General features: G+C 47.4%; 26 protein-coding genes. 3 read left to right on the top strand and 23 right to left on the bottom strand.

What is annotated here, in order from left to right:
* Positions 1–2: 2 nt before the first annotated feature.
* From ACZ5LF_RS02095 to ACZ5LF_RS02005, 19 genes are all read right to left on the bottom strand, one after another.
* Positions 3–545: a F0F1 ATP synthase subunit delta gene (locus ACZ5LF_RS02095; RefSeq protein ID WP_380570414.1), complete on the bottom strand. Its 543-nt coding sequence runs from the start codon at positions 543–545 to the stop codon at positions 3–5.
* Complete coding sequence (locus ACZ5LF_RS02090; protein WP_380570413.1) at positions 545–1,060, bottom strand: F0F1 ATP synthase subunit B; 516 nt, start codon at positions 1,058–1,060, stop codon at positions 545–547. The genes ACZ5LF_RS02095 and ACZ5LF_RS02090 overlap by 1 nt, the downstream gene beginning before the upstream one ends.
* 98 nt (positions 1,061–1,158) lie before the next feature.
* Positions 1,159–1,374, bottom strand: coding sequence for a F0F1 ATP synthase subunit C (gene atpE / locus ACZ5LF_RS02085; protein WP_031545243.1), 216 nt, complete (start codon positions 1,372–1,374; stop codon positions 1,159–1,161).
* A 53-nt stretch (positions 1,375–1,427) separates the two neighbouring features.
* Positions 1,428–2,162, bottom strand: coding sequence for a F0F1 ATP synthase subunit A (gene atpB, locus ACZ5LF_RS02080; RefSeq protein WP_380570412.1), 735 nt, complete (start codon positions 2,160–2,162; stop codon positions 1,428–1,430).
* 13 nt (positions 2,163–2,175) lie between these two features.
* Positions 2,176–2,529 (bottom strand): ATP synthase subunit I, encoded by a 354-nt coding sequence (locus ACZ5LF_RS02075; protein ID WP_344700794.1) that lies wholly within the window; start codon positions 2,527–2,529, stop codon positions 2,176–2,178.
* A 150-nt stretch (positions 2,530–2,679) separates the two neighbouring features.
* Positions 2,680–3,813 carry a non-hydrolyzing UDP-N-acetylglucosamine 2-epimerase gene (gene wecB, locus ACZ5LF_RS02070; protein ID WP_344700795.1) on the bottom strand — a complete coding sequence of 378 codons (1,134 nt, stop codon included), beginning with the start codon at positions 3,811–3,813 and terminating at the stop codon, positions 2,680–2,682.
* 18 nt (positions 3,814–3,831) lie between these two features.
* Positions 3,832–4,461: a uracil phosphoribosyltransferase gene (gene upp, locus ACZ5LF_RS02065; RefSeq protein WP_380570411.1), complete on the bottom strand. Its 630-nt coding sequence runs from the start codon at positions 4,459–4,461 to the stop codon at positions 3,832–3,834.
* A gap of 59 nt (positions 4,462–4,520) precedes the next feature.
* A complete protein-coding gene (glyA, locus tag ACZ5LF_RS02060; RefSeq protein WP_380570410.1) occupies positions 4,521–5,756 on the bottom strand; it encodes a serine hydroxymethyltransferase in 1,236 nt (411 codons plus the stop codon).
* Between the two features lie 23 nt (positions 5,757–5,779).
* Entirely contained in the window at positions 5,780–6,325 is a 546-nt protein-coding gene (locus tag ACZ5LF_RS02055) for a TIGR01440 family protein (protein WP_380570409.1), read from the bottom strand.
* Positions 6,294–6,722 carry a ribose 5-phosphate isomerase B gene (gene rpiB, locus ACZ5LF_RS02050; protein ID WP_380570408.1) on the bottom strand — a complete coding sequence of 143 codons (429 nt, stop codon included), beginning with the start codon at positions 6,720–6,722 and terminating at the stop codon, positions 6,294–6,296. Before rpiB ends, ACZ5LF_RS02055 begins: the two co-directional genes overlap by 32 nt.
* 63 nt (positions 6,723–6,785) lie before the next feature.
* On the bottom strand, positions 6,786–7,199 hold the full coding sequence (locus tag ACZ5LF_RS02045) for an arsenate reductase/protein-tyrosine-phosphatase family protein (protein ID WP_380570407.1): 414 nt from the start codon (positions 7,197–7,199) through the stop codon (positions 6,786–6,788).
* Positions 7,196–8,242 carry an L-threonylcarbamoyladenylate synthase gene (locus tag ACZ5LF_RS02040; protein ID WP_380570406.1) on the bottom strand — a complete coding sequence of 349 codons (1,047 nt, stop codon included), beginning with the start codon at positions 8,240–8,242 and terminating at the stop codon, positions 7,196–7,198. The genes ACZ5LF_RS02045 and ACZ5LF_RS02040 overlap by 4 nt, the downstream gene beginning before the upstream one ends.
* A gap of 1 nt (position 8,243) precedes the next feature.
* Positions 8,244–9,095, bottom strand: a complete 852-nt coding sequence (prmC, locus tag ACZ5LF_RS02035; protein ID WP_380570405.1) for a peptide chain release factor N(5)-glutamine methyltransferase — start codon at positions 9,093–9,095, stop codon at positions 8,244–8,246.
* Positions 9,082–10,161 carry a peptide chain release factor 1 gene (gene prfA, locus ACZ5LF_RS02030; protein ID WP_344700803.1) on the bottom strand — a complete coding sequence of 360 codons (1,080 nt, stop codon included), beginning with the start codon at positions 10,159–10,161 and terminating at the stop codon, positions 9,082–9,084. Before prfA ends, prmC begins: the two co-directional genes overlap by 14 nt.
* Before the next feature lie 98 nt (positions 10,162–10,259).
* A complete protein-coding gene (gene rpmE / locus ACZ5LF_RS02025; RefSeq protein ID WP_344700804.1) occupies positions 10,260–10,475 on the bottom strand; it encodes a 50S ribosomal protein L31 in 216 nt (71 codons plus the stop codon).
* Between the two features lie 117 nt (positions 10,476–10,592).
* On the bottom strand, positions 10,593–11,909 hold the full coding sequence (gene rho / locus ACZ5LF_RS02020) for a transcription termination factor Rho (protein ID WP_380570404.1): 1,317 nt from the start codon (positions 11,907–11,909) through the stop codon (positions 10,593–10,595).
* 188 nt (positions 11,910–12,097) lie between these two features.
* On the bottom strand, positions 12,098–13,366 hold the full coding sequence (locus tag ACZ5LF_RS02015) for a UDP-N-acetylglucosamine 1-carboxyvinyltransferase (protein WP_380570403.1): 1,269 nt from the start codon (positions 13,364–13,366) through the stop codon (positions 12,098–12,100).
* A 25-nt stretch (positions 13,367–13,391) separates the two neighbouring features.
* On the bottom strand, positions 13,392–14,042 hold the full coding sequence (gene fsa / locus ACZ5LF_RS02010) for a fructose-6-phosphate aldolase (protein ID WP_380570402.1): 651 nt from the start codon (positions 14,040–14,042) through the stop codon (positions 13,392–13,394).
* A 150-nt stretch (positions 14,043–14,192) separates the two neighbouring features.
* On the bottom strand, positions 14,193–15,050 hold the full coding sequence (locus tag ACZ5LF_RS02005; protein ID WP_344700808.1) for a class II fructose-bisphosphate aldolase: 858 nt from the start codon (positions 15,048–15,050) through the stop codon (positions 14,193–14,195).
* A 121-nt stretch (positions 15,051–15,171) separates the two neighbouring features.
* Here ACZ5LF_RS02005 and ACZ5LF_RS02000 point away from each other — a divergent pair, with 121 nt between their 5' ends.
* Positions 15,172–15,684 (top strand): DUF2529 family protein, encoded by a 513-nt coding sequence (locus ACZ5LF_RS02000; RefSeq protein ID WP_380570401.1) that lies wholly within the window; start codon positions 15,172–15,174, stop codon positions 15,682–15,684.
* A 114-nt stretch (positions 15,685–15,798) separates the two neighbouring features.
* On the opposite strand, the gene ACZ5LF_RS01995 is transcribed toward ACZ5LF_RS02000, so the two are convergent.
* From ACZ5LF_RS01995 to ACZ5LF_RS01985, 3 genes are all read right to left on the bottom strand, one after another.
* Positions 15,799–17,394, bottom strand: coding sequence for a CTP synthase (locus tag ACZ5LF_RS01995; RefSeq protein WP_380570400.1), 1,596 nt, complete (start codon positions 17,392–17,394; stop codon positions 15,799–15,801).
* 139 nt (positions 17,395–17,533) lie between these two features.
* Positions 17,534–18,049 carry a DNA-directed RNA polymerase subunit delta gene (rpoE, locus tag ACZ5LF_RS01990; RefSeq protein ID WP_380570399.1) on the bottom strand — a complete coding sequence of 172 codons (516 nt, stop codon included), beginning with the start codon at positions 18,047–18,049 and terminating at the stop codon, positions 17,534–17,536.
* Between the two features lie 73 nt (positions 18,050–18,122).
* The gene (locus ACZ5LF_RS01985; protein ID WP_380570398.1) at positions 18,123–18,962 is read right to left on the bottom strand and encodes a GNAT family N-acetyltransferase; all 840 of its coding nucleotides are present in this window, start codon (positions 18,960–18,962) and stop codon (positions 18,123–18,125) included.
* A gap of 165 nt (positions 18,963–19,127) precedes the next feature.
* Here ACZ5LF_RS01985 and ACZ5LF_RS01980 point away from each other — a divergent pair, with 165 nt between their 5' ends.
* Positions 19,128–20,759 carry a BCCT family transporter gene (locus ACZ5LF_RS01980; RefSeq protein ID WP_380570397.1) on the top strand — a complete coding sequence of 544 codons (1,632 nt, stop codon included), beginning with the start codon at positions 19,128–19,130 and terminating at the stop codon, positions 20,757–20,759.
* A 69-nt stretch (positions 20,760–20,828) separates the two neighbouring features.
* Entirely contained in the window at positions 20,829–21,626 is a 798-nt protein-coding gene (gene coaW / locus ACZ5LF_RS01975) for a type II pantothenate kinase (protein WP_380570396.1), read from the top strand.
* Here the strand turns inward: coaW and ACZ5LF_RS01970 are convergent.
* Positions 21,621–22,337: an ATP-binding cassette domain-containing protein gene (locus tag ACZ5LF_RS01970; protein ID WP_380570395.1), complete on the bottom strand. Its 717-nt coding sequence runs from the start codon at positions 22,335–22,337 to the stop codon at positions 21,621–21,623. The genes coaW and ACZ5LF_RS01970 overlap by 6 nt on opposite strands.
* Positions 22,338–22,406: the final 69 nt, after the last annotated feature.

Genomic DNA, 22,406 nt, shown 5'->3' with positions numbered 1-22,406 from the left:
AATTAGCTATTAGTACTTTCTCTTAATTTGCTTCTCAAATCCGACAGTTTAGTATTCAATGAGCCATCATATACTTTTGTTCCGATGAACACCCGTATTCCGCCGATCAGTTCTTCATTCACTTCATTTTCGATAAGCAGTTTAGAAAGACCTGTTCTTTTTACAAAGACTTTTCCAATGCTTTCTATCTCTTCTGAAGAGAGTGGGTAGACGGACTCGATCACAACATTCTCCTGATTATGATGACGGTTATATCTAGCGACGAAGGAGTTGTAGACAGATGCCACTTCAGTTAATTTATTGCGATCCGAGAGAATCAGCAATGCGTTTCGCAAAGGTTCGACAACATCATTGAATGCTTCTTTAAGGACTTCCCTTTTCTTATTCCTTGGGATGCGCGGGTTTTCCGCGAACTTCATGAATAAAGGAGTGTTCTTGAAAGCTTTCATCACTTCATCAAAATCCCTGCGGGCTGCTTCAAGCTGTCCCGATTCTTCGACTGCACTGAACAGCGCCTCAGAGTATTTCTTTGCTGAGCTGGACATTATTTACCCCCTGCTTCCTGAAGGTATCTTTCAACCAGATCTTTTTGATCATCTTGATTGATTTCTTTAGCAATCATCTTCTCTGCAATCAAGACGGAAATTTCGCCGACCTGATCATTGATGTCGCGGATTGCTTTTTCTTTTTCTCTCTCAATATCCGCTTTAGCTGTCTCCATCATCTGATTCGCACGCGTATTCGCATCATGGATAATTGCTTCCTGCTCTTTTTTGGCCTGGTTCTTAGCATTATCCATCATTGCTGAAATCTCAGTCTGTGTCTCTCTGAGTACAGCTTCATTTTCTTCTTTGAGTTTGACAGCATCTATTCTGCGCTGTTCAGCCTCATCTATCTCCGAATGGATCAGCTGCTCCCGTTCGTCCATCACTTTCTTCAACGGCTTCCAGACAAAGTATGAAAGTGCGCCAAGAAGTACGAGGAAAGTTACAAGCTGTACCAAACTGCTCCCAATTGCTGATGGGATCGTCTCCGTAGCCCCTAAAATAAGAAATTCCACTTATGTACACTCCTTTCGCGAGAGTTTCAATCTTTTTTACAATCTACATAATAAGACGGCGAAATCTTAAAAGAAGACTTCGCCAGATGTAACGGTTCTTAGAACATGAACATGAGCATGAATGAGATAACAATTGCGATGATCGGAACGGCCTCAACAACACCGATACCGATGAACATGATTGTCATGAGTGGGCCACGGGCTTCCGGCTGGCGGGAGACCCCTTCAACTGTTTTAGAAACGATAAGGCCGATACCGATACTTGCGCCAAGTGCTGCAAGACCAGCAGCGATACCTACTGCGAGTAGATTCATCATAAGAAATAGTTCCTCCTAAAATATTTTGAAAGTAAAATTTGATTTTTATATTAATGATCCTCGTTCACCTTATGGGAAAGATAGACCATTGATAACATAACGAATATAAATGCCTGGATTGCACCAATGTAGATTGAGAATCCTTGCCAGATCATCATTGGAATGAATCCGCCGATGAATCCTATAGCGCCTGAAGTCATTACCATGACTAGGAGTGCAAGCAATATTTCACCTGCATAGATGTTACCGTAAAGACGCAAGCCAAGTGTCAGATTGTATGTGAATTCTTCGATGAATTTAAACGGTGCCATGAACCACACCGGTTCTACGTAAGATTTGATGTATGCTTTCGTGCCACGCATCTTTATGCCGTAGTAATGCGTCATGACTATCATCACACTAGCCAAAGTCAAAGTTACTGCTGGGTCCGCAGTCGGCGACTTCCACCACAGTGTCTGATCGGCATCCGGCGCAACAAAGGCAAAAGGCAACCCAACCATATTTGATACAAATATGTATAAAATCAATGTCAGGGCAAGGAAGTGGAATCTTCCTCCTTGTTTCCAGGCCATGTTGCCCGAGATGATACCTTTAACGAAGTTCATCAGTACTTCCATAAGTACCTGACTCTTTCCAGTCGGTCTCACTGCCAGATTTCTCGTCATAAAGAAAGCGATTAGAAATACAATGAGCGATGAAATTACTATCATCAATACTGTAGACAGGTTGAATGTAATTGGAAGACCCAAAACATCTATAGTCCATATTGGATTTCCGTGCTCCATTTTTTCACCTCTTTCACTCCGTCAATTCTTTAACAGTACGAAACAGGATCATGACATAGCTGAGCATGAGCCCCGACCCTATACCGAAAATGCTGAATATATCCGGGAAACGCACCCAGAATAAGCATGTAACAATTACAATGGCAAGTCTTGCCGCCGTCCCAGTCCTGATTTTTCCATCTACTGCCCCGTAAGCCCTATCAAGGTTGTAATACCAATTGAACAACATCAATATGGACGCAAGGGTGCCTAGGGCGAACCCTGCTGCAAAAGTTGATGATGTAAACAGGTAGATGAGTAAGCTGATGACAAGGGGGAAAAGCAGAAACCTTAAAAAGTGGTGGGAAAATCGTCTCAGAAATGGCAATTTAACACTGTCTCCTAGTGTATTATACGGCTTTCATTGTAAACCGTTACATTACTCTTGTAATGATATAGGAGTGCTTTTTTTATGTCAATATTATGGACATATTAATTTAATTTCAGTTTGATTCTGACATATTATAGACATAATTGGTCATGCTTTGAAACTTTCTGGTTTTTCATTGAGGATGCCGTAGTAGTACTTGATGTTTTCGCAGATCCTTAAAGAAGCCCGACCGTCCCCATATGGATTATTGGCCTGAGCCATCTTTTTGTATACTTCCTCATCCGTGAGAAGCTCATTCACCAGTCTGTAGACGTCTTCCTTTTCTGTACCCGCCAGCTTTAGAGTCCCTGCTTCTATGCCTTCGGGACGCTCTGTGGTATCACGCAACACCAACACTGGTTTTTGTAGTGATGGCGCTTCTTCCTGGACGCCTCCGGAATCCGTCAGTATAATATGACTGTTTGCTGCAAAGTTATGGAAATCGACCACGTCCAGCGGTTCAATCAGTTCAATCCGGTCATGGCCTGAGAGGTGCTTATCTGCTATGGCCCTCACCTTAGGATTTTTGTGCATTGGATACACCACTGTAACATCTGCGAACGTCTCTACGATGTCCCTGACTGCACTGAAGATATTCTCCATCGGTGTACCGATGTTTTCTCTCCTATGCGCAGTGAGCAGGATGACCTTTTTGTCTTTGTGCTTGCTGATGATGTCGCTCTGGTATGAGGTGTCAACTGTCGTCCTCAGTGCATCTATAGCGGTATTGCCAGTGACTGAAATCGTTTCTGGTTTTTTATTTTCCTCAAGCAGATTGTTTCTTGATGTTTCTGTCGGTGAAAAATGCAGGTCTGCAAGGGCACCTGTCATCTGTCGATTCATTTCTTCCGGGAAAGGCGAATATTTATTGTGGGTCCTGAGGCCCGCTTCAACGTGCCCAATATCCACCTTACTGTAGAACGCAGCCAAACTTCCTGCGAATGTCGTCGTCGTATCCCCATGAATGAGCATCATATCTGGTTCCGCTTCTTTAATGATTGACTCAAGCCCTGTAATGACACGACCTGTCACCTCAGAGAGTGTCTGCCCCTGTTTCATGATATTCAAATCATAGTCAGGTGTAATACCGAAGATCGACAGTACCTGATCGAGCATTTCCCTGTGCTGTGCCGTAACGACGACTATCGGTTCCAGTTCGGGATCGTCTTTAAGCGCCAATACAAGAGGTGCCATCTTGATTGCTTCCGGCCGCGTGCCGAAAACCGTCATAATTTTTTTCATGTTCTTTTTCCTCATGATCTATTTTGTGCCGAACAAACGATCCCCGGCATCTCCAAGCCCCGGTACGATGTAGCTTGCATCATTGAGCTTCTCATCAAGCGCTGCAATGTAGATGTCCACATCCGGGTGTGCTTCTTTCAAAACATCCACACCTTCAGGAGCGGCCACCAGGCAGATGAACCGGATTTTAGTCGCGCCGCGCTTTTTAACTGCTGTAATCGCTTCAACTGCAGAAGCCCCTGTTGCGAGCATCGGATCGATTACGAAGATATCCCGTTCTTCAATATCACCAGGGAATTTCGCATAATATTCTATCGCCTCCAACGTCTCCGGATCCCGGTATAGGCCGACATGGCCCACCCTCGCAGATGGAATCAACTTCAATATCCCCTGCTGCATTCCAAGACCCGCTCGGAGAATTGGTACAATACCGAGTTTTTTTCCACTCAACCGCTTTTCTGTAGTCCGTGTGACTGGCGTTTCTACTTCAACGTCTTGAAGGGAAAGATCCCGGGTCACTTCATATGCCATCAGCATACCGACCTCATCCACCAGTTCCCTGAACTCTTTAGTGGATGTGTTTTTATCTCTGATGTATCCCATCTTATGCTGGATTAATGGATGCTCCATTACTTGTACTTTAGACATATTTTTCCTCCTTTTTTCTCAATTGTGCCGGAGCAATGTTTTGCTCCGGCAATTTGGATTTACTTATGCAGTGGGAAACCATCAGTAAGTCCGGTCACTCTTTCCCTGAGTTCCTCGAACTGCCGGCCTTCTTTGACCGCTGTCAACGCTTCTACGATGATATCCGCCACTTTTTCCATCTCCGCTTCCTTGAACCCACGTGTCGTCATCGCTGGTGTACCCAGACGGATGCCGCTTGTAACGAACGGTGACTCCTCATCGAACGGAATGGTGTTCTTATTGCATGTGATGCCGATCTCGTCAAGTGCTTCTTCTGCTTGCTTACCAGTAAGGCCAAAGCTTTTGACATCTACAAGTACAAGGTGGTTATCCGTTTTGCCGCCGACGATGCGCAGCCCGCCGTCAGCCAGTCTGGCAGCCAATGCTTTTGCATTCTTCAGCACCTGATCTTGATATTCCTTGAAACCAGGATTCAACGCCTCACCAAAAGCTACTGCTTTAGCGGCGATGATGTGCATGAGTGGCCCTCCCTGGATGCCTGGGAAGATCAGTTTATCAACTTTTTTGGCATGTTCGCTTGTAGTGAGTATGAGGCCGCCACGCGGTCCTCTCAACGTCTTATGGGTCGTCGAAGTGACAAAATCAGCATATGGCACCGGGTTTTGATGGAGTCCAGCTGCGACAAGCCCGGCGATATGTGCCATATCGACCATCAGATAAGCCCCTACTTCGTCAGCTATCTCACGGAATTTCTTGAAGTCAATTTCTTGTGCATAGGCACTCGCCCCAGCCACAATCATTTTAGGCTTATGCTCTCTGGCTTTTTCCAGCACTTCATCATAATCCAAAACTTCTCCATCTTTTACCACACCGTACTCCTCAAAGTTGAAGAGCTTACCACTGAAATTCACAGGGCTGCCGTGCGTAAGGTGACCCCCATGATTCAAGTTCATGCCAAGTACAGTATCCCCTGGTTTTAGGACAGACATATAGACAGCCATGTTCGCTTGTGAACCTGAGTGGGGCTGTACGTTTGCATGCTCGGCACCAAACAGTTCCTTCGCACGTTCACGAGCCAGATCTTCTACGATATCCACATATTCACACCCGCCATAATATCGTTTGTGGGGGTAGCCTTCTGCATATTTATTGGTGAGTATTGAACCTTGTGCTTCCATTACTGCTTCTGACACAAAATTCTCAGAGGCAATCAGTTCAATATTATTCTTTTGACGGTTATGCTCATCTTCCATTGCTTCAAAAAGTTTAAGATCTTGAGACTCGATAAGTGACATGTTCTCTCTCCTTAATAATTAGGTTAATAGTGTGCGCGTGGCCCTCCAATAAGCTTAGGTCTTGAGTAGGCGATTGTGACGTTAGCCTGCCCTATCGTCTTTTGTTCGACCCTGAGTGGAACGGCTACAGGCTTGATATGCATTCCAATCAGGGTCTGGCCGATATCAATGCCCCGATCTGCTGCCACATGTTCAGTAACCGCTGGGGAGTCGAAGTGATGGTAGGCATATTCACTCAGACTGCCTCCTGCCGAGCGGTGAGGCACGACACTGACAGCCGGATAAAGTCTGTTTTCGGCGACGTGCCTTTCCATGGTGATTGCACGGTTGATGTGTTCGCAACCCTGGAACATAAGATTGACATTGTGCTGTCCAGCCTTTTCGCTGAACACATCAAATATCAATGCAGCAACTTCCTCTGAGCTGTTTTCTCCGATGCGGTGTCCCATCACCTCTGATGTTGAACAACCAATCAGCACATCTTCCCCTGCTCTGAAAAAGTCCACAGCTTCAAGTTGTGAGACCAATGCGTCCAGGTCATTCCTCAATCTTGCAAACTCTTCGTTCATGTCTACCTCCTTCATATTCTGTCGCCAGCCAGACATCTACGATATCATCTGCAAGGCCGGGACCGATGACACGTTCTCCCATCGCCAGAATATTGGAATTGTTATGGGCTCGGGTGGCACGTGCGGAAAATGTGTCGTGGACCAGAGCACAGCGAATGCCTTTGACTTTGTTTGCACTTATGCTCATACCGATACCAGTGCCGCAGATCAGTATGCCCCGGTCGTATTCACCAGCAGCCACTTTCTCTGCAACAGGTCGTGCAAAGTCCGGATAGTCCACAGAAGCGTCGGAATCGGGACCGAAATCCGTAAAATCAACGTCATTTTCACGAAGTTTCGCAACAATTGACTGTTTCAGATTGAAACCGCCATGGTCTGAAGCAATAATAACTTTCATATACGGTTCACCTCGTTTACATTATATAATAAAAGCTTACAGAGAAAAGGCTTCATAAGCAAATCACAAGTCAAATTCATCAATGAATTTTTTAAGTTGTACAAAAGTGACCTCATAATCATCCATCGTTCCGCCGTAGGGATCCATGACGTCTTCTACCCCTTCCCCAGCATATTCGCTGATCATCCGCACATCTGCTTCTGGAAATTGTCTGCCCACTACATCTTTGTGGCTGGCTGTCATGACAAGCAACAATGAATCGGCGGTATCTGCCGCCGTCAATTGATGGGGTGCAGATGGCCGCTCCAGGTTTTCACGGTCGATGATTGCTGCTGAGCGATCATTGATGGTTGTATCACCAGCCATCACCCCCCTCGATTCAAAAACAATATCCTTGTCCTTGAATCTGGCCTTTGCATAACTTTCTGCCATCGGACTTCTGCAAGTGTTGCCGGTACAGACGAAAATTATCCTCATGACGATTCTCCCTTGATTATTTCATTGCCGGTCGCTTTGTAAATGCGGTTCATCAACGCCTCTGTTTCGGCATTTTTCGGGAAACCTTGAATATATATGATGTCCACATCGGATTTATCCATCTTCCTTAACGCCGCGTACAAGTTGCGTGCGGCTTCCCGATAGGCCTGTTCCGTAGAACACAGACTGATGAACTCCGCGCCTTCGGGCACATATTCCCTCGTTGTTTCTGGCGCAATGACACCCATTTTTTGTCCTTCTTCAATCTGTAGATGTGTATTGTTGCGAAGCCCACCCTCGATGACCACAAGCGGCTGGTGAGGTGCATAGTGCTTATACTTCATACCTGGTGCAATCGGCTGGTTGCCGGCCGATTCATGCCGGCCCACCACTTCCTCCAACACACCTTCCAGATCATCCTGGGTGATGCTTCCGGGCCGTGCGATGCGATAGGGGAACCTAGTGCAATCGAGCACCGTACTTTCCAATCCGTAGGTAGCCGGTTCACTTGCGACTACTCCGTAAACTTTGCCGTTCAAGTCGTCGATAACATGACTGTAATCTGTAGGGGAAGGTTTTCCGCTTAAGTTCGCACTTGGGGCAGCCAAAGGAAAACCGACTTCACGAAGCAATGCACGACCGACCGGATGGCTTGGCATCCTGACTGCCACCGAGTCCAGTTCTGCCACCGCATTGCTTGCAAGCATATTCCCCTTCAACGGCAGAATGAACGAAATCGGCCCTGGCCAAAAATGTTCCATCAATGTTTCCACTTTGACATCAAGCGGCTCAGTGAATTCGGATAATTGTGCCACATCGTATATATGTACTATAAGCGGATTGTCACCGGGGCGGTTTTTAGCCGCAAATATTTTCTGTATTGCCTCATGATTTCGTGCATCACCCGCCAGACCATAGACCGTTTCTGTGGGAATTCCGATCACTTCCCCATACTCGAATGCGGTCTTTATTTCCTCCATCTTTTCAGAAGTTTCAACTGTATCCAGTTGACCCGTTTCAATTTCCCATATTTTTGTGTCCATACTACCCCTCCCACCTGAAGTGAAGTATTCTGTCGTTTCCGTTTATGTCTTTTATAATTTCAGGCTGCGTACCCGGCCAACATTCCGTTACATAGCGACTCAAAGCTTCAGCCTGCTGCCAGCCGATCTCGAAATAGACGCGCCCGCCCTGTTTCAAAACACTGGCCAGCTTTCGGATCATTTTTTTATACAGGCCGAGCCCGTCGTCCTCAGCATAGAGTGCCAATTCCGGTTCGTGCAGAACTACTGAGTCGTCCATATATCTCTGCTCTGATCGACTGATGTACGGAGGATTTGAGACGATGGCATCCACTTTGATATCGCATTCGATTAGTGGAGCAAAGAGGTCCCCTGACAACATCTGCGGACTAACCCCGTGTCTTTCGGCATTCTCCGCAGCCACATGCAGGGCTTCGCCCGATAGATCAGTTAAAATCACTTCATTCTTTTTCCATGCCTTGCCCAGAGTGATTCCGATTGCGCCTGTGCCCGAACCGATATCCACTATCGTGCGCCCGTCGTCCTTCTCTTTGTCGAGCACCAGGGCCACAAGCTCTTCGGTTTCATTGCGCGGTATCAACGTATGGGCATTCACTTTGAACGCCTCGCCGTAAAACCATGCCGTCCCCGAGACATATTGGTGGGGTTCCCCTTGCTCCACCCTCTCCAACGCTCGCTGATATAGTTCCCTTGCTGCATCCGGCACTTCGAGATGGCCGTCCACAAGACGACTCGTCGTATCCATCGAAAGCAGATCCTCCAGCAGAAGAACGGCTATGCGTGGTTCTTTACCATGCGCGATTAGAGAAGCCTCTGCTTCCCTCACCATATCCCGATAACTATAGGGAGGCATTGTTCAATTCTTCCAGTTTGCTCGTCTGTTCTTCGATTGTGAGCGCTTCGATTATTTCATCCAGCTTACCTTCTATAATCTGATCAAGCTTCTGGATCGTCAGTCCTATTCTGTGGTCTGTGACCCTGTTTTGTGGATAGTTGTATGTGCGTATCCTTTCAGAACGGTCTCCGGTACCGACGGCACTCTTCCGTTTCTCTGCATACTCTGCTTCCGCCTCGCGTTGCATCATGTCGTATACACGTGCTTTGAGGACTTTCATGGCGCGTTCACGGTTTTTGATCTGTGATTTTTCGTCTTGGGAAGTCACTACCGTTCCTGTAGGAAGGTGGGTGATCCGCACTGCTGAGTCAGTTGTATTGACGTGCTGCCCCCCTGCACCACTTGAACGGTAAGTATCTATTTTCAAGTCTTCATTGCGGATATCTATTTCGACATCTTCCACTTCCGGTAATACAGCAACAGTTGCAGTAGAAGTGTGGATCCTGCCACCAGATTCAGTCTCAGGCACCCGCTGGACGCGATGCGCACCATTTTCGAACTTGAGTTTTGAGAATGCTGCATCTCCCTGGATCATGAAACTGATCTCCTTGTATCCACCGTGATCACTGGCATTCGCCTCAACCACCTCTATCTTCCAGTTGTTTTCTTCTGCATAGCGTGAATACATCCTGAACAGGTTGCCTGCAAAAATCTGTGCTTCGTCTCCTCCTGCTGCGCCCCTTATCTCGATGATGACGTTCTTGTCGTCATTCGGATCTTTTGGAATAAGAAGCAACTTCAATCTGTCCTCGAGTTCAGGAATCTTCTTTTCGGAATCCGAAATCTCCTCTTTAAGCATTTCAAGCATTTCCTTGTCATCCGTCTCCTGCATCATCATCCGCGATTCTTCAATGGTCTCCTTATGTTGCTTATACTCCCTGAATGCTTCGACGGTTTTCTGCAGATCGCTCTGCTCCTTCGAATACTCTCTCAGTTTATCTGAATCACTGACCACTTCCGGGTCGCTCAACAGCTCATTCAGCATCTCATAGCGATTTTCAATTATTTCAAGTTGATCGAACATATATTTTCACCTTTTCGTCTCTTTAATCTCGTTAATTATATCATATTCGGAAATAAAAAAACTGTATCGGAATATGACCCGATACAGTTTGGATACTCTTATTCGTTTGCACTTTTGAAACCGAATTTTTTGTTGAACTTTTCAATACGGCCATCCGCAGATGCGAATTTTTGACGTCCAGTATAGAATGGATGACATTCAGCACAAACCTCTACTGTAATGTCCTCGCTGTTAACTGATCCTGTTTCAAAATCGTTGCCACATGAGCACTTTACAGTCACTCTGTGGTATTCCGGGTGAATTCCTTGTTTCATTACCTTTTCAGCTCCTTTGCCCTGAACCATCTGGAACAGAGTTATTAGTGGGTTACCCACTTCGATACTTTTGCATTATACACGTTGGAATAGAAAGAATCAACCGTTCTGTTCAATTCAGATGACTGGGCGGCCGGTCGAATGGGAAGACAGCATCCGCTGGCGCAGCACCTCGAAAAATTCCTCATTTGTTTTGGTCTGTTTCAATATCTTCAAGAACCTTTCGGTGAAGTCCGGGGAGTCTGTGAACAAGTTCCGGAGCTGCCATAATACTTCGAGCTGCCCCTTGTCGAGAAGCAGTTCTTCTTTACGGGTGCTCGAGCGCCGGATATCGATTGCCGGATAGATCCTCCGTTCGCTCATGTTGCGGTCCAGATGCAGTTCCATGTTGCCGGTTCCTTTGAACTCTTCATAGATTACATCATCCATGCGGCTGCCTGTATCCACCAGTGCTGTAGCCAGGATGGTCAGGCTGCCTCCGGCTTCTATATTTCTTGCCGCACCGAAGAAATGCTTCGGTCGATGCAGGCTTGCCGGGTCAAGGCCGCCGGATAATGTCCGGCCGCTTGGTGGGATCACAAGGTTATACGCCCTCGCAAGCCGTGTGATGGAATCCATCAGCACCACGACATCCTCGCCCATCTCCACGAGCCGCTTCGAACGTTCAAGAAGCAGTTCAGCAACTTTGACATGGTGTTCAGGCGGTTCGTCGAAGGTCGAATGCACAACTTCCGCATCTTCGACAGACCGCTCGAGATCCGTCACTTCCTCAGGCCGTTCGCCGATGAGGAGAATGAATAATTTTGATTCGGGATGGTTTTTGGTGATCGCATTGGCGATCTCTTTAAGAAGGGAAGTCTTACCTGCCTTAGGCGGGGCGACAATCATCCCCCGCTGACCGAAACCGATCGGAGTGACAAGATCCATGATTCGCGTCGATAGATCCTCAGGCCGGTTTTCCAGATGCATGCGCTCATCAGGATAGAGCGGTGTAAGTGCCTGGAAGTGCGGGCGTTTTTTTATCTGCTCTGCATTATGGTCATTGACGAAGTCGACCTGCAGCAACCCATAGTATTTCTCGTTCTCTTTCGGCCGGCGTACTTTACCTGTGACTTTATCGCCTTTTTTGAGTTCGAAGCGGCGGATTTGGGAAGCAGAAATGTATATGTCCTTCTCCCCCTTGGAGAGGTTGACCGTCCTCAGGAAACCGTAGCCATCCGGTTGGATGTCATCGAGTACCCCTTCCATATAATAGTTGCCGTCTTTCTCCATCTGGGCTTCCATGATGGCAAGGACCAGTTCTTTCTTGTTCAGCCGGCTGTAGTTGGAGAGCCCAAGCTCTTTGGCGCGCACTGTCAGTTCTTTTGTATTGTTTTTTTTGTATAGGGCATCAAAGGACTCATACTTAAGTCCATTTTCATCTCTTTCAGCCATATATTCACGTCACTTTCATTTTTAAGTAGATGATTTGGGTGTTTTTGATTGAGGGCGTGCTACAGAGGCTTTCCAGGGAGAATTACCTTTACATATTCTACACTAGAGGGTGCCAAAGATAAAGGTTCGATACGGCCCGCCTTCATTCTCCGATTAAAGGCCCGGACAGTTGTCCGGGCCTTTAATAATCAGTTTTCTTTTATCTCCTCACGCCAGATGGCAGCACCTAGATCCTTCAGTTTCTTGACGATATCCGTGTAGCCACGATCTATATGATTCACATTATGGATCGTTGTCACACCTTCAGCGATCAGGCCTGAGATGAGAAGACTCGCTCCAGCACGAAGATCACTTGCGTAGACGTCGGCCCCGTTTAACTTTGATGGGAAAATCAGTGCCGATCCGCTTCTCTGTTCTATTTTTGCATCCATACGGCTCAGTTCATCGACATGTCTGAAACGGGCCGGGTAAATCGTTTCTGTAATCTTGCTTATCCCGTCCGCCATGAATAGTATTGGGGTTAGAGGCTGTTGCAGATCAGTCGCAAATCCTGGGTAGACCTGGGTCTTAACTGAAATCGGCCGATAACTTTCAGGTTTGCTGATGGTCGCCCAATCATCTCCCAGTTCAATCTGCACCCCCAGCTCCTCGAGCTTCGCCGTAAGTGACTCCATATGGGTCGGGATGATGTTTTTTACCGTGAAGTCCTCTCCTGCCGCTGCCGCTGCAATCATATAGGTACCCGCTTCTATGCGGTCTGGGATGATGTTGTGGGTGGTGCCATGGAGTGATTCCACCCCATGGATCTTGATGGTGTCTGTTCCAGCGCCTCGGATATCAGCGCCCATATTGTTGAGCAGCGAAGCTACATCGACGACTTCCGGTTCTTTAGCCACATTCTCAAGCACCGTCTTTCCTTCTGCACTACTCGCAGCAATCATAAGGTTGATTGTCGCCCCCACCGAAACCATGTCGAAGAATATTCTCGCACCTTTCAACTTTTCTGCGACAAGGTACATGGCACCATGTTCATTCGTCACTTTGGCACCAAGTTTTTCAAATCCTTTAATGTGCTGGTCGATCGGTCTGGGACCGAGTGGACATCCTCCCGGGAGTCCTATCACACACTTCTTGAACCGTGCAAGCATCGCCCCCATCATATAATAGGAGGCTCTTAGGGATTGTACTTTTGTATTTGGCAACGGCATATTTTCTGCTTTTTCAGCATTGATGCATAATGTTGTCCCGTCGAGTTCCGTGGTGATGTTCAGATCATTAAGAAGGCTCATCAATGTCTTTACATCGGAGATTTCCGGCAAACCTTCCAGGACCACTTCGCCGTCTGACGCCATTAATGACGCAGGTATCAGGGCGACCGCACTGTTTTTCGCCCCGCTGATCTCTACTTCGCCGGAGAGTTTCCTACCCCCTCTGACTTTTATCACTTCTTTAACCATAGTCGTTCTCCTTAATTTAGAATGCCTACTGGCCCTTTTGGCTGTTCCAGTCTTTCAGGAACTGGTCGATGCCTTTGTCAGTCAGTGGATGACTTGTGAGTTTCTTCAATACTTTATAAGGAATTGTAGCAATATCTGCACCTGCTGCCGCTGCACCATGGACATGGCCTTCATTTCTGATGGAGGCAGCGATTATTTCCGTCCCTATTCCATGGATTGTGAAGATGTGTCGGATGTCCGCGATGAGATCCATGCCATCGAGACCGATATCATCCAGCCTACCGATGAATGGAGACACATAAGTTGCGCCAGCATGGGCGGCCGTAAGCGCCTGGACAGTATTGAATACAAGCGTCACATTTGTTTTTATCCCTTCAGATGACAGGACATTCACCGCCTTCATCCCTTCGTCAGTCATCGGGATTTTGACTATGATATGCTCGTGAAGCTTTGCGAGTTCACGTCCTTCTTCAATCATGCCTGCTGCATCAAGCGCAATCACTTCGCCGCTTACCGGCCCTTGAACCAATTCGCATATTTCCACAAGACGGTCATGGAAGGATATGTCCTTCTCCTTGGCCACAAGCGATGGGTTGGTCGTAACACCGCGCAATACGCCCCATTCGTGTATATCTTTGATTTCATCCATATTTGCTGTATCAATAAAGTATTTCATAAACTTAAGGCACCTCCATTTAGGTTATTCATTCATTATAAAACAGTCATGCCCAGTCGGCAATGGCTGTCAGATCTTCTCAAACTGTATACGTATCTGCTTCAACAATCAAATAAAAGCCATCCTTGGTGGATGGCTTTTCATGGCCTGTTACGCTTGACCTGAGGTGCCGAATTCCCGGATTTTACCGCGTACAGTCTCTTTGACTGCTTCCCTTGCAGGCCCGAGATATTTACGTGGATCGTATACTTCAGAATCATTGGCCAGTACTTCCCTGACCTTCTGTGCTGACGCAATCTGGTTGTCGGTATTGACATTGATTTTAGCGGTTCCAAGAGAGATTGATCTTTGGATGTCTTTAGTCGGAATGCCCGTACCACCGTGCAACACCAATGGGATGTCGGACTGGTTGCCGATTTCTTCCATTTCCGCAAATCCGAGATTCGGTTCCCCCTTGTATGGACCATGTACCGAACCGAGTGCAGGTGCAAGACAATCGATGCCTGTCCTCTCAACCAGTTCCCGGCACTCTGCAGGATCGGCGTAGATTACACCGTCGGCTATAACATCATCTTCCTGGCCACCAACGACACCGAGTTCGGCTTCGACGGAGACGCCTCTTTCATGGGCATACTCGACGACCTTCCTTGTTGTCGCGACATTATCTTCAAATGGGCCATGCGAAGCATCTATCATGACTGATGTAAATCCAGCACCAATCGCCTCGACACATTTTTCATAGCTCGAGCCATGATCCAAGTGGATGGCCACAGGGATTGTGATATCAAGGTCATGCATAAGCCCTTCAATCATTTTGACGACAGTTGTCATGCCGCTCATATATCTCGCCGCACCTTCTGAAACGCCCAGGATGACCGGGGCATTCTCCTCTTGTGAAGCTGTCAGGATCGCTTGGGCGAATTCCAGGTTATTGACGTTATACTGGCCGACTGCGTATCCTTCTTTTCTTGCTTTATTAAGCATTTCCGTCATTGATACTAAAGGCATCTAATTTTCCTCCTGTGGATTGTTTGCTTTATTGCATAACTGTGATTATAGCAAATACATTTTATTTCGGGTAATGATTTGGTACCATTGAAATACTGACTACCATGAATGGAGTGATCTTATGGATAAGATTCTACAGACTCAACTGACGAATATATATAATCATATAAACGCCCAGGAAGAAGAAATCGAAATGGCGGCACGCCTGATTGCCCAGGCTGTCGGCAGCGAGGGGGAAGTCCGGCTGGCCACTTTCCACGATTTCACCGGCATCCAATCATACCTTCTGGAAGGGGCACTCTCCCTGCCGAAGGCCAAACCATTCGAAACGGTCGAATCCTTGGACGCCCCGGACCGGACCCTGGTTATAGCAGACCAGTTTGATGAACCCGTCAAACAGTTGGTCAATGCGCTTGGAGAAGCGGACAAGGAATTCGTGCTCATCTCGAATTATAATAAGCATGAAGCAGAAATACTGGACTCACTCCACCATTATATCGACTTATCCTCCCCGCGTCCCCTGGTTCCGACACCTGATTTCGACAAAATTGTTAACCCTTATATTTCTGCATTCCTATACCTATATGATCATCTGTACGTCCTTGTGGACGAAATGACGAATGAAGCGTATTGAACCTGTTTTTTTACAGTGTCTCAAAACGTATAATGGTGGATTCCCCCATCATCCTGACTGCATGAAAATGAAAAATACCGTCCAGCTATCTCAGCTGGACGGTATTTTAGCATGTTAATCCAAACATGCATTGATAAGCCCCTGGAACAGGGGATGCGGCCGTGTCGGCCGGGATTGGAATTCAGGATGGAACTGGACGGCGACAAAGTATGGATGGTCTTTAAGTTCAATCATCTCAACGAGCCTGCCGTCTGGAGAAGTGCCGGAGAATATCATGCCCTTCTCCTCAAGCTGCGTCTTGTATTTGTTGTTGAACTCATACCTGTGGCGATGACGCTCATCTACATGCGAAACGCCATAGAGCTTGCGCGCTTTAGTGCCTTCTTTGATTTCACAAGGGAAGCTGCCGAGCCTCAATGTACCTCCGAGGTCCACGACATCTTTTTGGTCCGGCATCAGATCGATGACAGGATGCGCAGTGTCCTCATCCAGTTCACTTGAATGGGCACCTTCAAGACCAGCTACATTGCGTGCAAATTCCACAGTGGCAAGCTGCATGCCGAGACATATGCCAAGAAGCGGGATGTTGTTCTCACGTGCATATTGGAGTGCATATATTTTCCCTTCCACACCACGTTCACCGAAACCACCTGGTATCAGGATGCCGTCGACGCCTTCGAGCTCAGCTTCGTGATTTTCCGGTGTCAGGAATTCTGAATTGATCCATTTGATGTCGATGTCGGCCTGACGCTCATAGCCAGCATGCCTCAACGACTCCGCTACCGATAAATATGCATCCTGAAGCGTCACATATTTACCGACAAGACCGATGGTCACCTTCTTATCGATATTTTCCAGGTTCTGGAGCAGGTGCTTCCAGTCTGTCAGTTCCGCTTCCTTATGTTTACCAAGCTTAAGCCTATCGATGACGAGTGAGTCCATTTTCTGCTCCTGCAGCCTGATCACTATATTATAGATCGTTGACTCATCTCTCGCTTCTATGACGCTATCTTTATCAATATCACAAAAGAGTGCAATCTTATCGCGCAGATCTTCGCCCATGGCGTGTTCGGAGCGCACGACGATCATGTCGGGCTGGATGCCGAGCCCTCTGAGTTCCTTGACGCTGTGCTGGGTCGGTTTGGTCTTCATTTCACCCGCCGCTTTAATGTATGGCAGCAATGTACAATGGATGTACATGACATTCTCACGTCCAAGGTCGCTCCTCACCTGTCTGATGGCCTCCAGGAAAGGCAGTGATTCGATGTCTCCGGTCGTACCGCCGATTTCAGTTATCACGATATCCGCATTCGATTCTTCGCCCGCTTGAATCAGACGGGATTTTATTTCATTGGTGATGTGTGGAATCACCTGGACTGTACCGCCGAGATAATCCCCACGGCGTTCTTTGCGTATCACTTCAGAATAGACTTTTCCCGCTGTGACGTTTGAGTATTTATGGAGATTGATGTCGATGAACCGTTCATAGTGCCCCAAATCCAAATCCGTCTCTGCTCCGTCCTCTGTGACGAAGACTTCTCCGTGCTGATATGGGCTCATGGTCCCTGGATCTACGTTCAAATATGGATCGAACTTCTGTATTGTGATCGAAAAGCCACGATCTTTCAAAAGCCTTCCAAGCGACGCTGCCGTAATGCCTTTACCCAGAGAAGAAACAACCCCGCCGGTCACAAAAATATATTTAGTCATTGCACTTCCTCCTGTGAAAAATAAAAATAGCTCCCTTCCACACTTGGTGAAAAGGAGCCGTTCTTTACAATCCCTTTTTCAGGGAGCCCAATAAAAATAATATCACTTTTAACCTGAATGTCAACTGGAAGTTGTTTTTCTAGAGATCGGGTTTATCTTCGTAGGAGTCTTCAAGTTCATCCGTATCATCGTACTCTATATCTTCATCGATGGTTTCGTCGACTTCCTCCTCGCCTGAAATTTCATTTTTTGACAATGGGGAGTCGAGGTCCTCTGTATCATCTTCGACGAGTTCCTTATCCTGATCAATGATATCTTCTTCGACATCTCCATCAATCGGCTCATCCTCCACGGCAAGCTCGATCTTGTGGATTGTTGGTGCGATCTTATCGGATATGTCATCTACCGAGTACCAATCCCTAAGTCCCCACAAGCCTTCGCCTGTACTCAGAAAACGGCCATCCGTATTCAAATCCGTGTAAAATTGCACAATACGGTTTTCGATCTCCTTATCTGAATATCCGCCCAACTCCTTGAACTTGTCGACAATATCATACAAGTTCACTTCTTTCCCTACATCTTCAAGGTATATATGTGCCATTTCGATAAAGGAGTTTTCATCCAGCATCTGCTTGGAGTAGTCATCCAGTCTCATCTCATTCATCCTTTCCAGTCTCGAATATCACAGGATATCTTACATGTAATTGGAACATGAATCAAGCACTTATTCAATAGTTTACATACTTCACGAATTTCTGCTGTCCACCTTCATCTTCCATCATGACGAATCCGCCTTTTTCAAACAATTTATGCCACCCTGCTGCATCATCGGTCAAAATGGTCAGTTGCTTGATTTCTGGCATATCGCGTCTGAGGAAAGTCGCAATTTGACGCATCGCACTTGAGGCAACACCGCGTTCACGTTCCTCCGCCTTGACATGCAGATGCGTAATCCGAAGCTCCGCCCCATTGACCTTGCCCTTTATCTCCCCGATGGTCTCCTTCTGGTTCCTGATTATATCGATTTTGATGGCCGGCAACTGTACAGCGTCATCTCTCCCCAGTTTGATGTTATGTACATACTTGCTATCCAGATCCAGGTAATAAAGACGTTCCTTTCCTATCGGACCATCTTCCTTTGTTGCCGTATGTGTAAACCCGGCTCGTTCATAAAGGTTCCAGGCTGCTGTATTTTCAGCATCCACGACAAGGTAAAGGTGATCGAAATTCGAAAAGTTCTCCTGTATATAGATGGGCAGCCGCATCGCCACCTGCGTTCCATATCCGCGGCCCTGCAGCTTTTCATCAATCGACAGCGACCTTATATAGACCACTTCGTGTGGTGTGTCGTAACCTTCATGCTGGTAATGCTTATGAAGCACGAAGAATCCGATGATCGTTCCTTCCCCGTTCAATACCACACAAGGTACACGATCAGGGTCATCAACAGCATCATCGACCACATCAGTCGGCAAGCTGGAATATACTTGTTGCTGTTCACTCAACCTGAAAGCCGCTAGAGTCTCCCGATCATTCTCCTGAAACGGCCGGATACTTATCTCGTCCATAATCCAAAACCCCTTTTTGACATGTAATGTCATTTTGTTATGATAACTATTATACCCTTTCCAGTATAAAAATAGTCAGCTTGATATTCAATGTTTTAATGGTGTTTAGTCTCGACACAACGGGGGTACAACGGTATACAATAAGATATTTTAGGGGGAGAAATTTTGGACAATGGCAATTTGGACAGTAATCCCAAAAAGGGGGATAAGTCGAAGAAAAGTTCCAAATTCGAAAAAGAGAAACGACCGGATAAGAACCTGGAGCCAAAAAAAGGGTCAAGCCTAGGGTTGGTGTTCTGGACCGCCGCTTCAATCATCATCGCTGCTGCCTTGGTGGCAACAATCATACCTGGCAAGTTCGAAGCTGCATCAAGCTCAGTCTATGGCTGGATTGCCGGATTATTCAGTTGGTTCTTCATGATTGCAGTATTTGGATTTGCTCTATTCCTGATTTTCCTGGCGCTCTCGCCATATGGCCGCATCAAGCTCGGGGGAGATAATTCGAAACCTGAATTCTCTTTCCGTTCATGGATTGGCATGCTGTTTTCCGGCGGATTGGGTGTAGGTCTCGTGTTCTTCGGTGTCGCGGAACCGATGAGCCATTATATGATCTCACCCTTTCCGGGTGGAGAGACTGAGTCCGTGGAGGCGGCGCGCATGGCCATGGGCTATTCATTCTTCCACTGGGGGATTTCCCAATGGTCCATATTTGGGGTAGCCGGCCTTGCAATTGGCTACAACCAATACCGCAAGAAGAAGGACGGCCTGGTCTCCACCTCGCTCGAACCGATACTCGGCAATGACTATAACCAGAAGCTGAGGAAATCCATAGATATACTTGCCGTGGTCGCCACTGTTACAGGGATGGCGACATCAGTTGGCCTTGGCATCATGCAGATGGACGGGGGGCTGAACATAGCCTACGGCATCCCATCGGGGCCGTTGACCCAAATCATACTTACTGCCCTGATGACAGGCTTCTTCATACTGTCGACGACGACCGGCCTGAAACGCGGCATCAAATGGCTGAGCAACCTTAACATGCTGCTTGCCGCTGTCATCACCATCTTCATAATGGCTGTTGGTCCTTTCACGTTCATCATGGAGAGCATCGTTGTGGGGCTTGGTGATTACCTATCCAACTATGTCGGGTATTCGTTGCGCATGCAACCTTATACCGGTGAAGTCTGGGTGCAGGAGTGGACGGTCTTCTACTGGGCGTGGGTCATCGCCTGGAGTCCGTTCATCGGTTCCTTCGTGGCCCGCGTCTCCAAAGGGCGCTCCATACGCGAGTATGTAATGGGAATCCTCATCATTCCACCGATACTTTCCTTCCTCTGGATCGGTGCCCTGGGTGGTACGGCGATCTACTCTGATCTGTTCAATGGAACAAATATCGGAGCACTCGTACTCGAAGATGATACTGCAGCACTTTTCGCATTGTTCGATCAGCTGCCGCTGACTGAATTGTTCTCAGCCCTCGCAATACTGCTGATTTTTACATTCCTTGTCACATCAGCAGACTCGGCAACATTCATCGTGGCGGGAATGACCTCAGGGAACACGGATTCGCCAAGTACACGCCTTAAAGTCATCTGGGGAGTACTGCTTGGTTTCCTTACAGTCACCCTGATCATCGCTGGCGGCCTGACAAGCCTACAAGCCGCTTCACTGCTGGCCGGTCTGCCGTTTGGACTTGTCCTCATCGCCATGATCATCGCAGTCTCCAAATCACTCAGACGAGAACCAAATGATTCGATGAAGCGCCGTCAACGCAAAGATCGCACAAGAGCCTGAATTTAATGTTACTAAGTCGGAATGTCATTGGTATAATACAACCAATGACATTCTTTTTTGGAGGCTTTTATGAAAATTGGAATAGACGCAGGAGGCACACTGATAAAGGTCGCATACATCGATGATGATGAGCGGAAATTTGAAAGGTGGCCGTCCGCACAAGTGGATCAGTTGATCGATCGACTGAACACGCAACACACAGATGATCAGATATACCTGACGGGGGGCAAGTCTGCATATATGGCAGAAAAATTGAAGCATCATGAAGCCATATCGGTCGAATTTGAAGCGACATACCGCGGACTGCTCAAACTGATGGATGAGCAGGACGTCCGCCTTGGACATTTTATCTACTTGAATGTGGGCACCGGGACGAGTTTTCATCATGCCGGCCCTTCCGGCCAACAGAGGGTTGCAGGGTCCGGAGTGGGCGGCGGTACGCTGATTGGCCTTTCCACACTGCTTGCCGGCATCCATGACTATGATGCAATCATCAAGCTGGGTGCCCAGGGCAGCCGGGATGAAATCGACCTCAAAGTCCATCACATCTATGCCGGACGCCCAACGCCGATTCCGGGTGACCTGACCGCAAGCAACTTCGGCAATGTCCTCTCAGGGGAAGTCTCGGCGCTGCAGCCTGCTGATAAAGTCCAGGCTGTCATCGGCCTTGTCGCTGAAACTGTGACGGCCATCGGAATTAGTCTTGCTGAAGGTTTTGAGACAGATGATATCGTCTTCATCGGTTCCACCCTGCTCGACAACACAGTGATGAAAGATATCATCCACCGCTATGCCGGGCTGAAAGGTGCAAAAGCGCACGTCATTTACAACGGCGAATACTCAGGGGCACTGGGTGCCACTCTATAGTGGCGTATGATAGATGGACACGGCATTTTTATGCCGTTCCATAGTCAACCTGATATTGTAGCACTCTGAGAGCTGCCCGCTCGTCACCTGCGCTGCAGGCAGTGGCCCTTCCGCGTGTCCTGCCTGGAGGAGGGTGATCGTATCTCCATACGTCATTGCCAGCTGTGCTTCGTGCATGGTGGTGATGACTATTTTTTTTCGTCCTTCTTTCTTCAGCCACTTCATCATTTCGTGCTGATGGCGCAGATCGAGCCCTTGTTCTATCTCATCGATCATGATGACCGGCTTATCCTCCAGAGCGATTTGAGCGCATTGTACCCTTTTGAATTCCCCGCCTGACAACTCTTCTATCGAACGCCCTAGAAGATGGCTGATGTGGAAACGCCTGATGATTTCAGCCATCCTCTCCTTTGTGGCCTTATCTGCAGATGCAGTCATGATCAGATATTCCCCGGTCCGTATCCTGAAGCGGGGGTTTTCCTGCGGCAGGAATGACATGATGCCGGAGACTTCTCCTAAAGCCGAACCATGATAAGTAATCTCTCGGCTCAACAGATGATTACCTCCGTAGCCGAGCATCCCCTTCAGAAGCGTGCTTTTGCCACTCCCGTTAGGCCCTAGGATGATGTTTACGCCTTTATGAAATGTGACGTTTTCAATATCAAGGCTGAAGTTCCCCTGCATCGTTTCCAGATGATCGATTTTCAGCATAAGCTGTTCCTCCGCTAGTATTTTAGTTGGTACTCAATTATAATTATATATACAAATATCAGGTGAAAG

Source organism: Salinicoccus siamensis (genome assembly GCF_055391965.1).
This window is presented reverse-complemented; position numbering and strand designations above follow the sequence as displayed.

Bases quoted from the DNA above. Each gene is read 5' to 3' on its own strand.
- rpmE (WP_344700804.1), bottom strand. From the start codon at position 10,475: ATGAAACAAGGAATTCACCCGGAATACCACAGAGTGACTGTAAAGTGC.
- atpE (WP_031545243.1), bottom strand. From the start codon at position 1,374: ATGAATCTACTCGCAGTAGGTATCGCTGCTGGTCTTGCAGCACTTGGC.
- ACZ5LF_RS01970 (WP_380570395.1), bottom strand. From the start codon at position 22,337: ATGCTGAAAATCGATCATCTGGAAACGATGCAGGGGAACTTCAGCCTT.
- ACZ5LF_RS02005 (WP_344700808.1), bottom strand. From the start codon at position 15,050: ATGCCTTTAGTATCAATGACGGAAATGCTTAATAAAGCAAGAAAAGAA.
- ACZ5LF_RS01985 (WP_380570398.1), bottom strand. From the start codon at position 18,962: ATGGACGAGATAAGTATCCGGCCGTTTCAGGAGAATGATCGGGAGACT.
- wecB (WP_344700795.1), bottom strand. From the start codon at position 3,813: ATGAAAAAAATTATGACGGTTTTCGGCACGCGGCCGGAAGCAATCAAG.
- ACZ5LF_RS02095 (WP_380570414.1), bottom strand. From the start codon at position 545: ATGTCCAGCTCAGCAAAGAAATACTCTGAGGCGCTGTTCAGTGCAGTC.
- glyA (WP_380570410.1), bottom strand. From the start codon at position 5,756: ATGTCACTTATCGAGTCTCAAGATCTTAAACTTTTTGAAGCAATGGAA.
- rpiB (WP_380570408.1), bottom strand. From the start codon at position 6,722: ATGAAAGTTATTATTGCTTCAGACCATGGCGGTTTCAATCTGAAACAG.
- fsa (WP_380570402.1), bottom strand. From the start codon at position 14,042: ATGAAATACTTTATTGATACAGCAAATATGGATGAAATCAAAGATATA.
- ACZ5LF_RS02015 (WP_380570403.1), bottom strand. From the start codon at position 13,366: ATGGTTAAAGAAGTGATAAAAGTCAGAGGGGGTAGGAAACTCTCCGGC.
- rpoE (WP_380570399.1), bottom strand. From the start codon at position 18,049: ATGAGACTGGATGACTACTCCAAGCAGATGCTGGATGAAAACTCCTTT.
- prfA (WP_344700803.1), bottom strand. From the start codon at position 10,161: ATGTTCGATCAACTTGAAATAATTGAAAATCGCTATGAGATGCTGAAT.
- ACZ5LF_RS02040 (WP_380570406.1), bottom strand. From the start codon at position 8,242: ATGGACACAAAAATATGGGAAATTGAAACGGGTCAACTGGATACAGTT.
- ACZ5LF_RS01995 (WP_380570400.1), bottom strand. From the start codon at position 17,394: ATGACTAAATATATTTTTGTGACCGGCGGGGTTGTTTCTTCTCTGGGT.
- rho (WP_380570404.1), bottom strand. From the start codon at position 11,909: ATGGCTGAAAGAGATGAAAATGGACTTAAGTATGAGTCCTTTGATGCC.
- upp (WP_380570411.1), bottom strand. From the start codon at position 4,461: ATGTCTAAAGTACAAGTAATGGAGCATCCATTAATCCAGCATAAGATG.
- atpB (WP_380570412.1), bottom strand. From the start codon at position 2,162: ATGGAGCACGGAAATCCAATATGGACTATAGATGTTTTGGGTCTTCCA.
- ACZ5LF_RS02000 (WP_380570401.1), top strand. From the start codon at position 15,172: ATGGATAAGATTCTACAGACTCAACTGACGAATATATATAATCATATA.
- ACZ5LF_RS02045 (WP_380570407.1), bottom strand. From the start codon at position 7,199: ATGAGGATAATTTTCGTCTGTACCGGCAACACTTGCAGAAGTCCGATG.
- prmC (WP_380570405.1), bottom strand. From the start codon at position 9,095: ATGCCTCCCTATAGTTATCGGGATATGGTGAGGGAAGCAGAGGCTTCT.
- coaW (WP_380570396.1), top strand. From the start codon at position 20,829: ATGAAAATTGGAATAGACGCAGGAGGCACACTGATAAAGGTCGCATAC.
- ACZ5LF_RS02055 (WP_380570409.1), bottom strand. From the start codon at position 6,325: ATGAACGAAGAGTTTGCAAGATTGAGGAATGACCTGGACGCATTGGTC.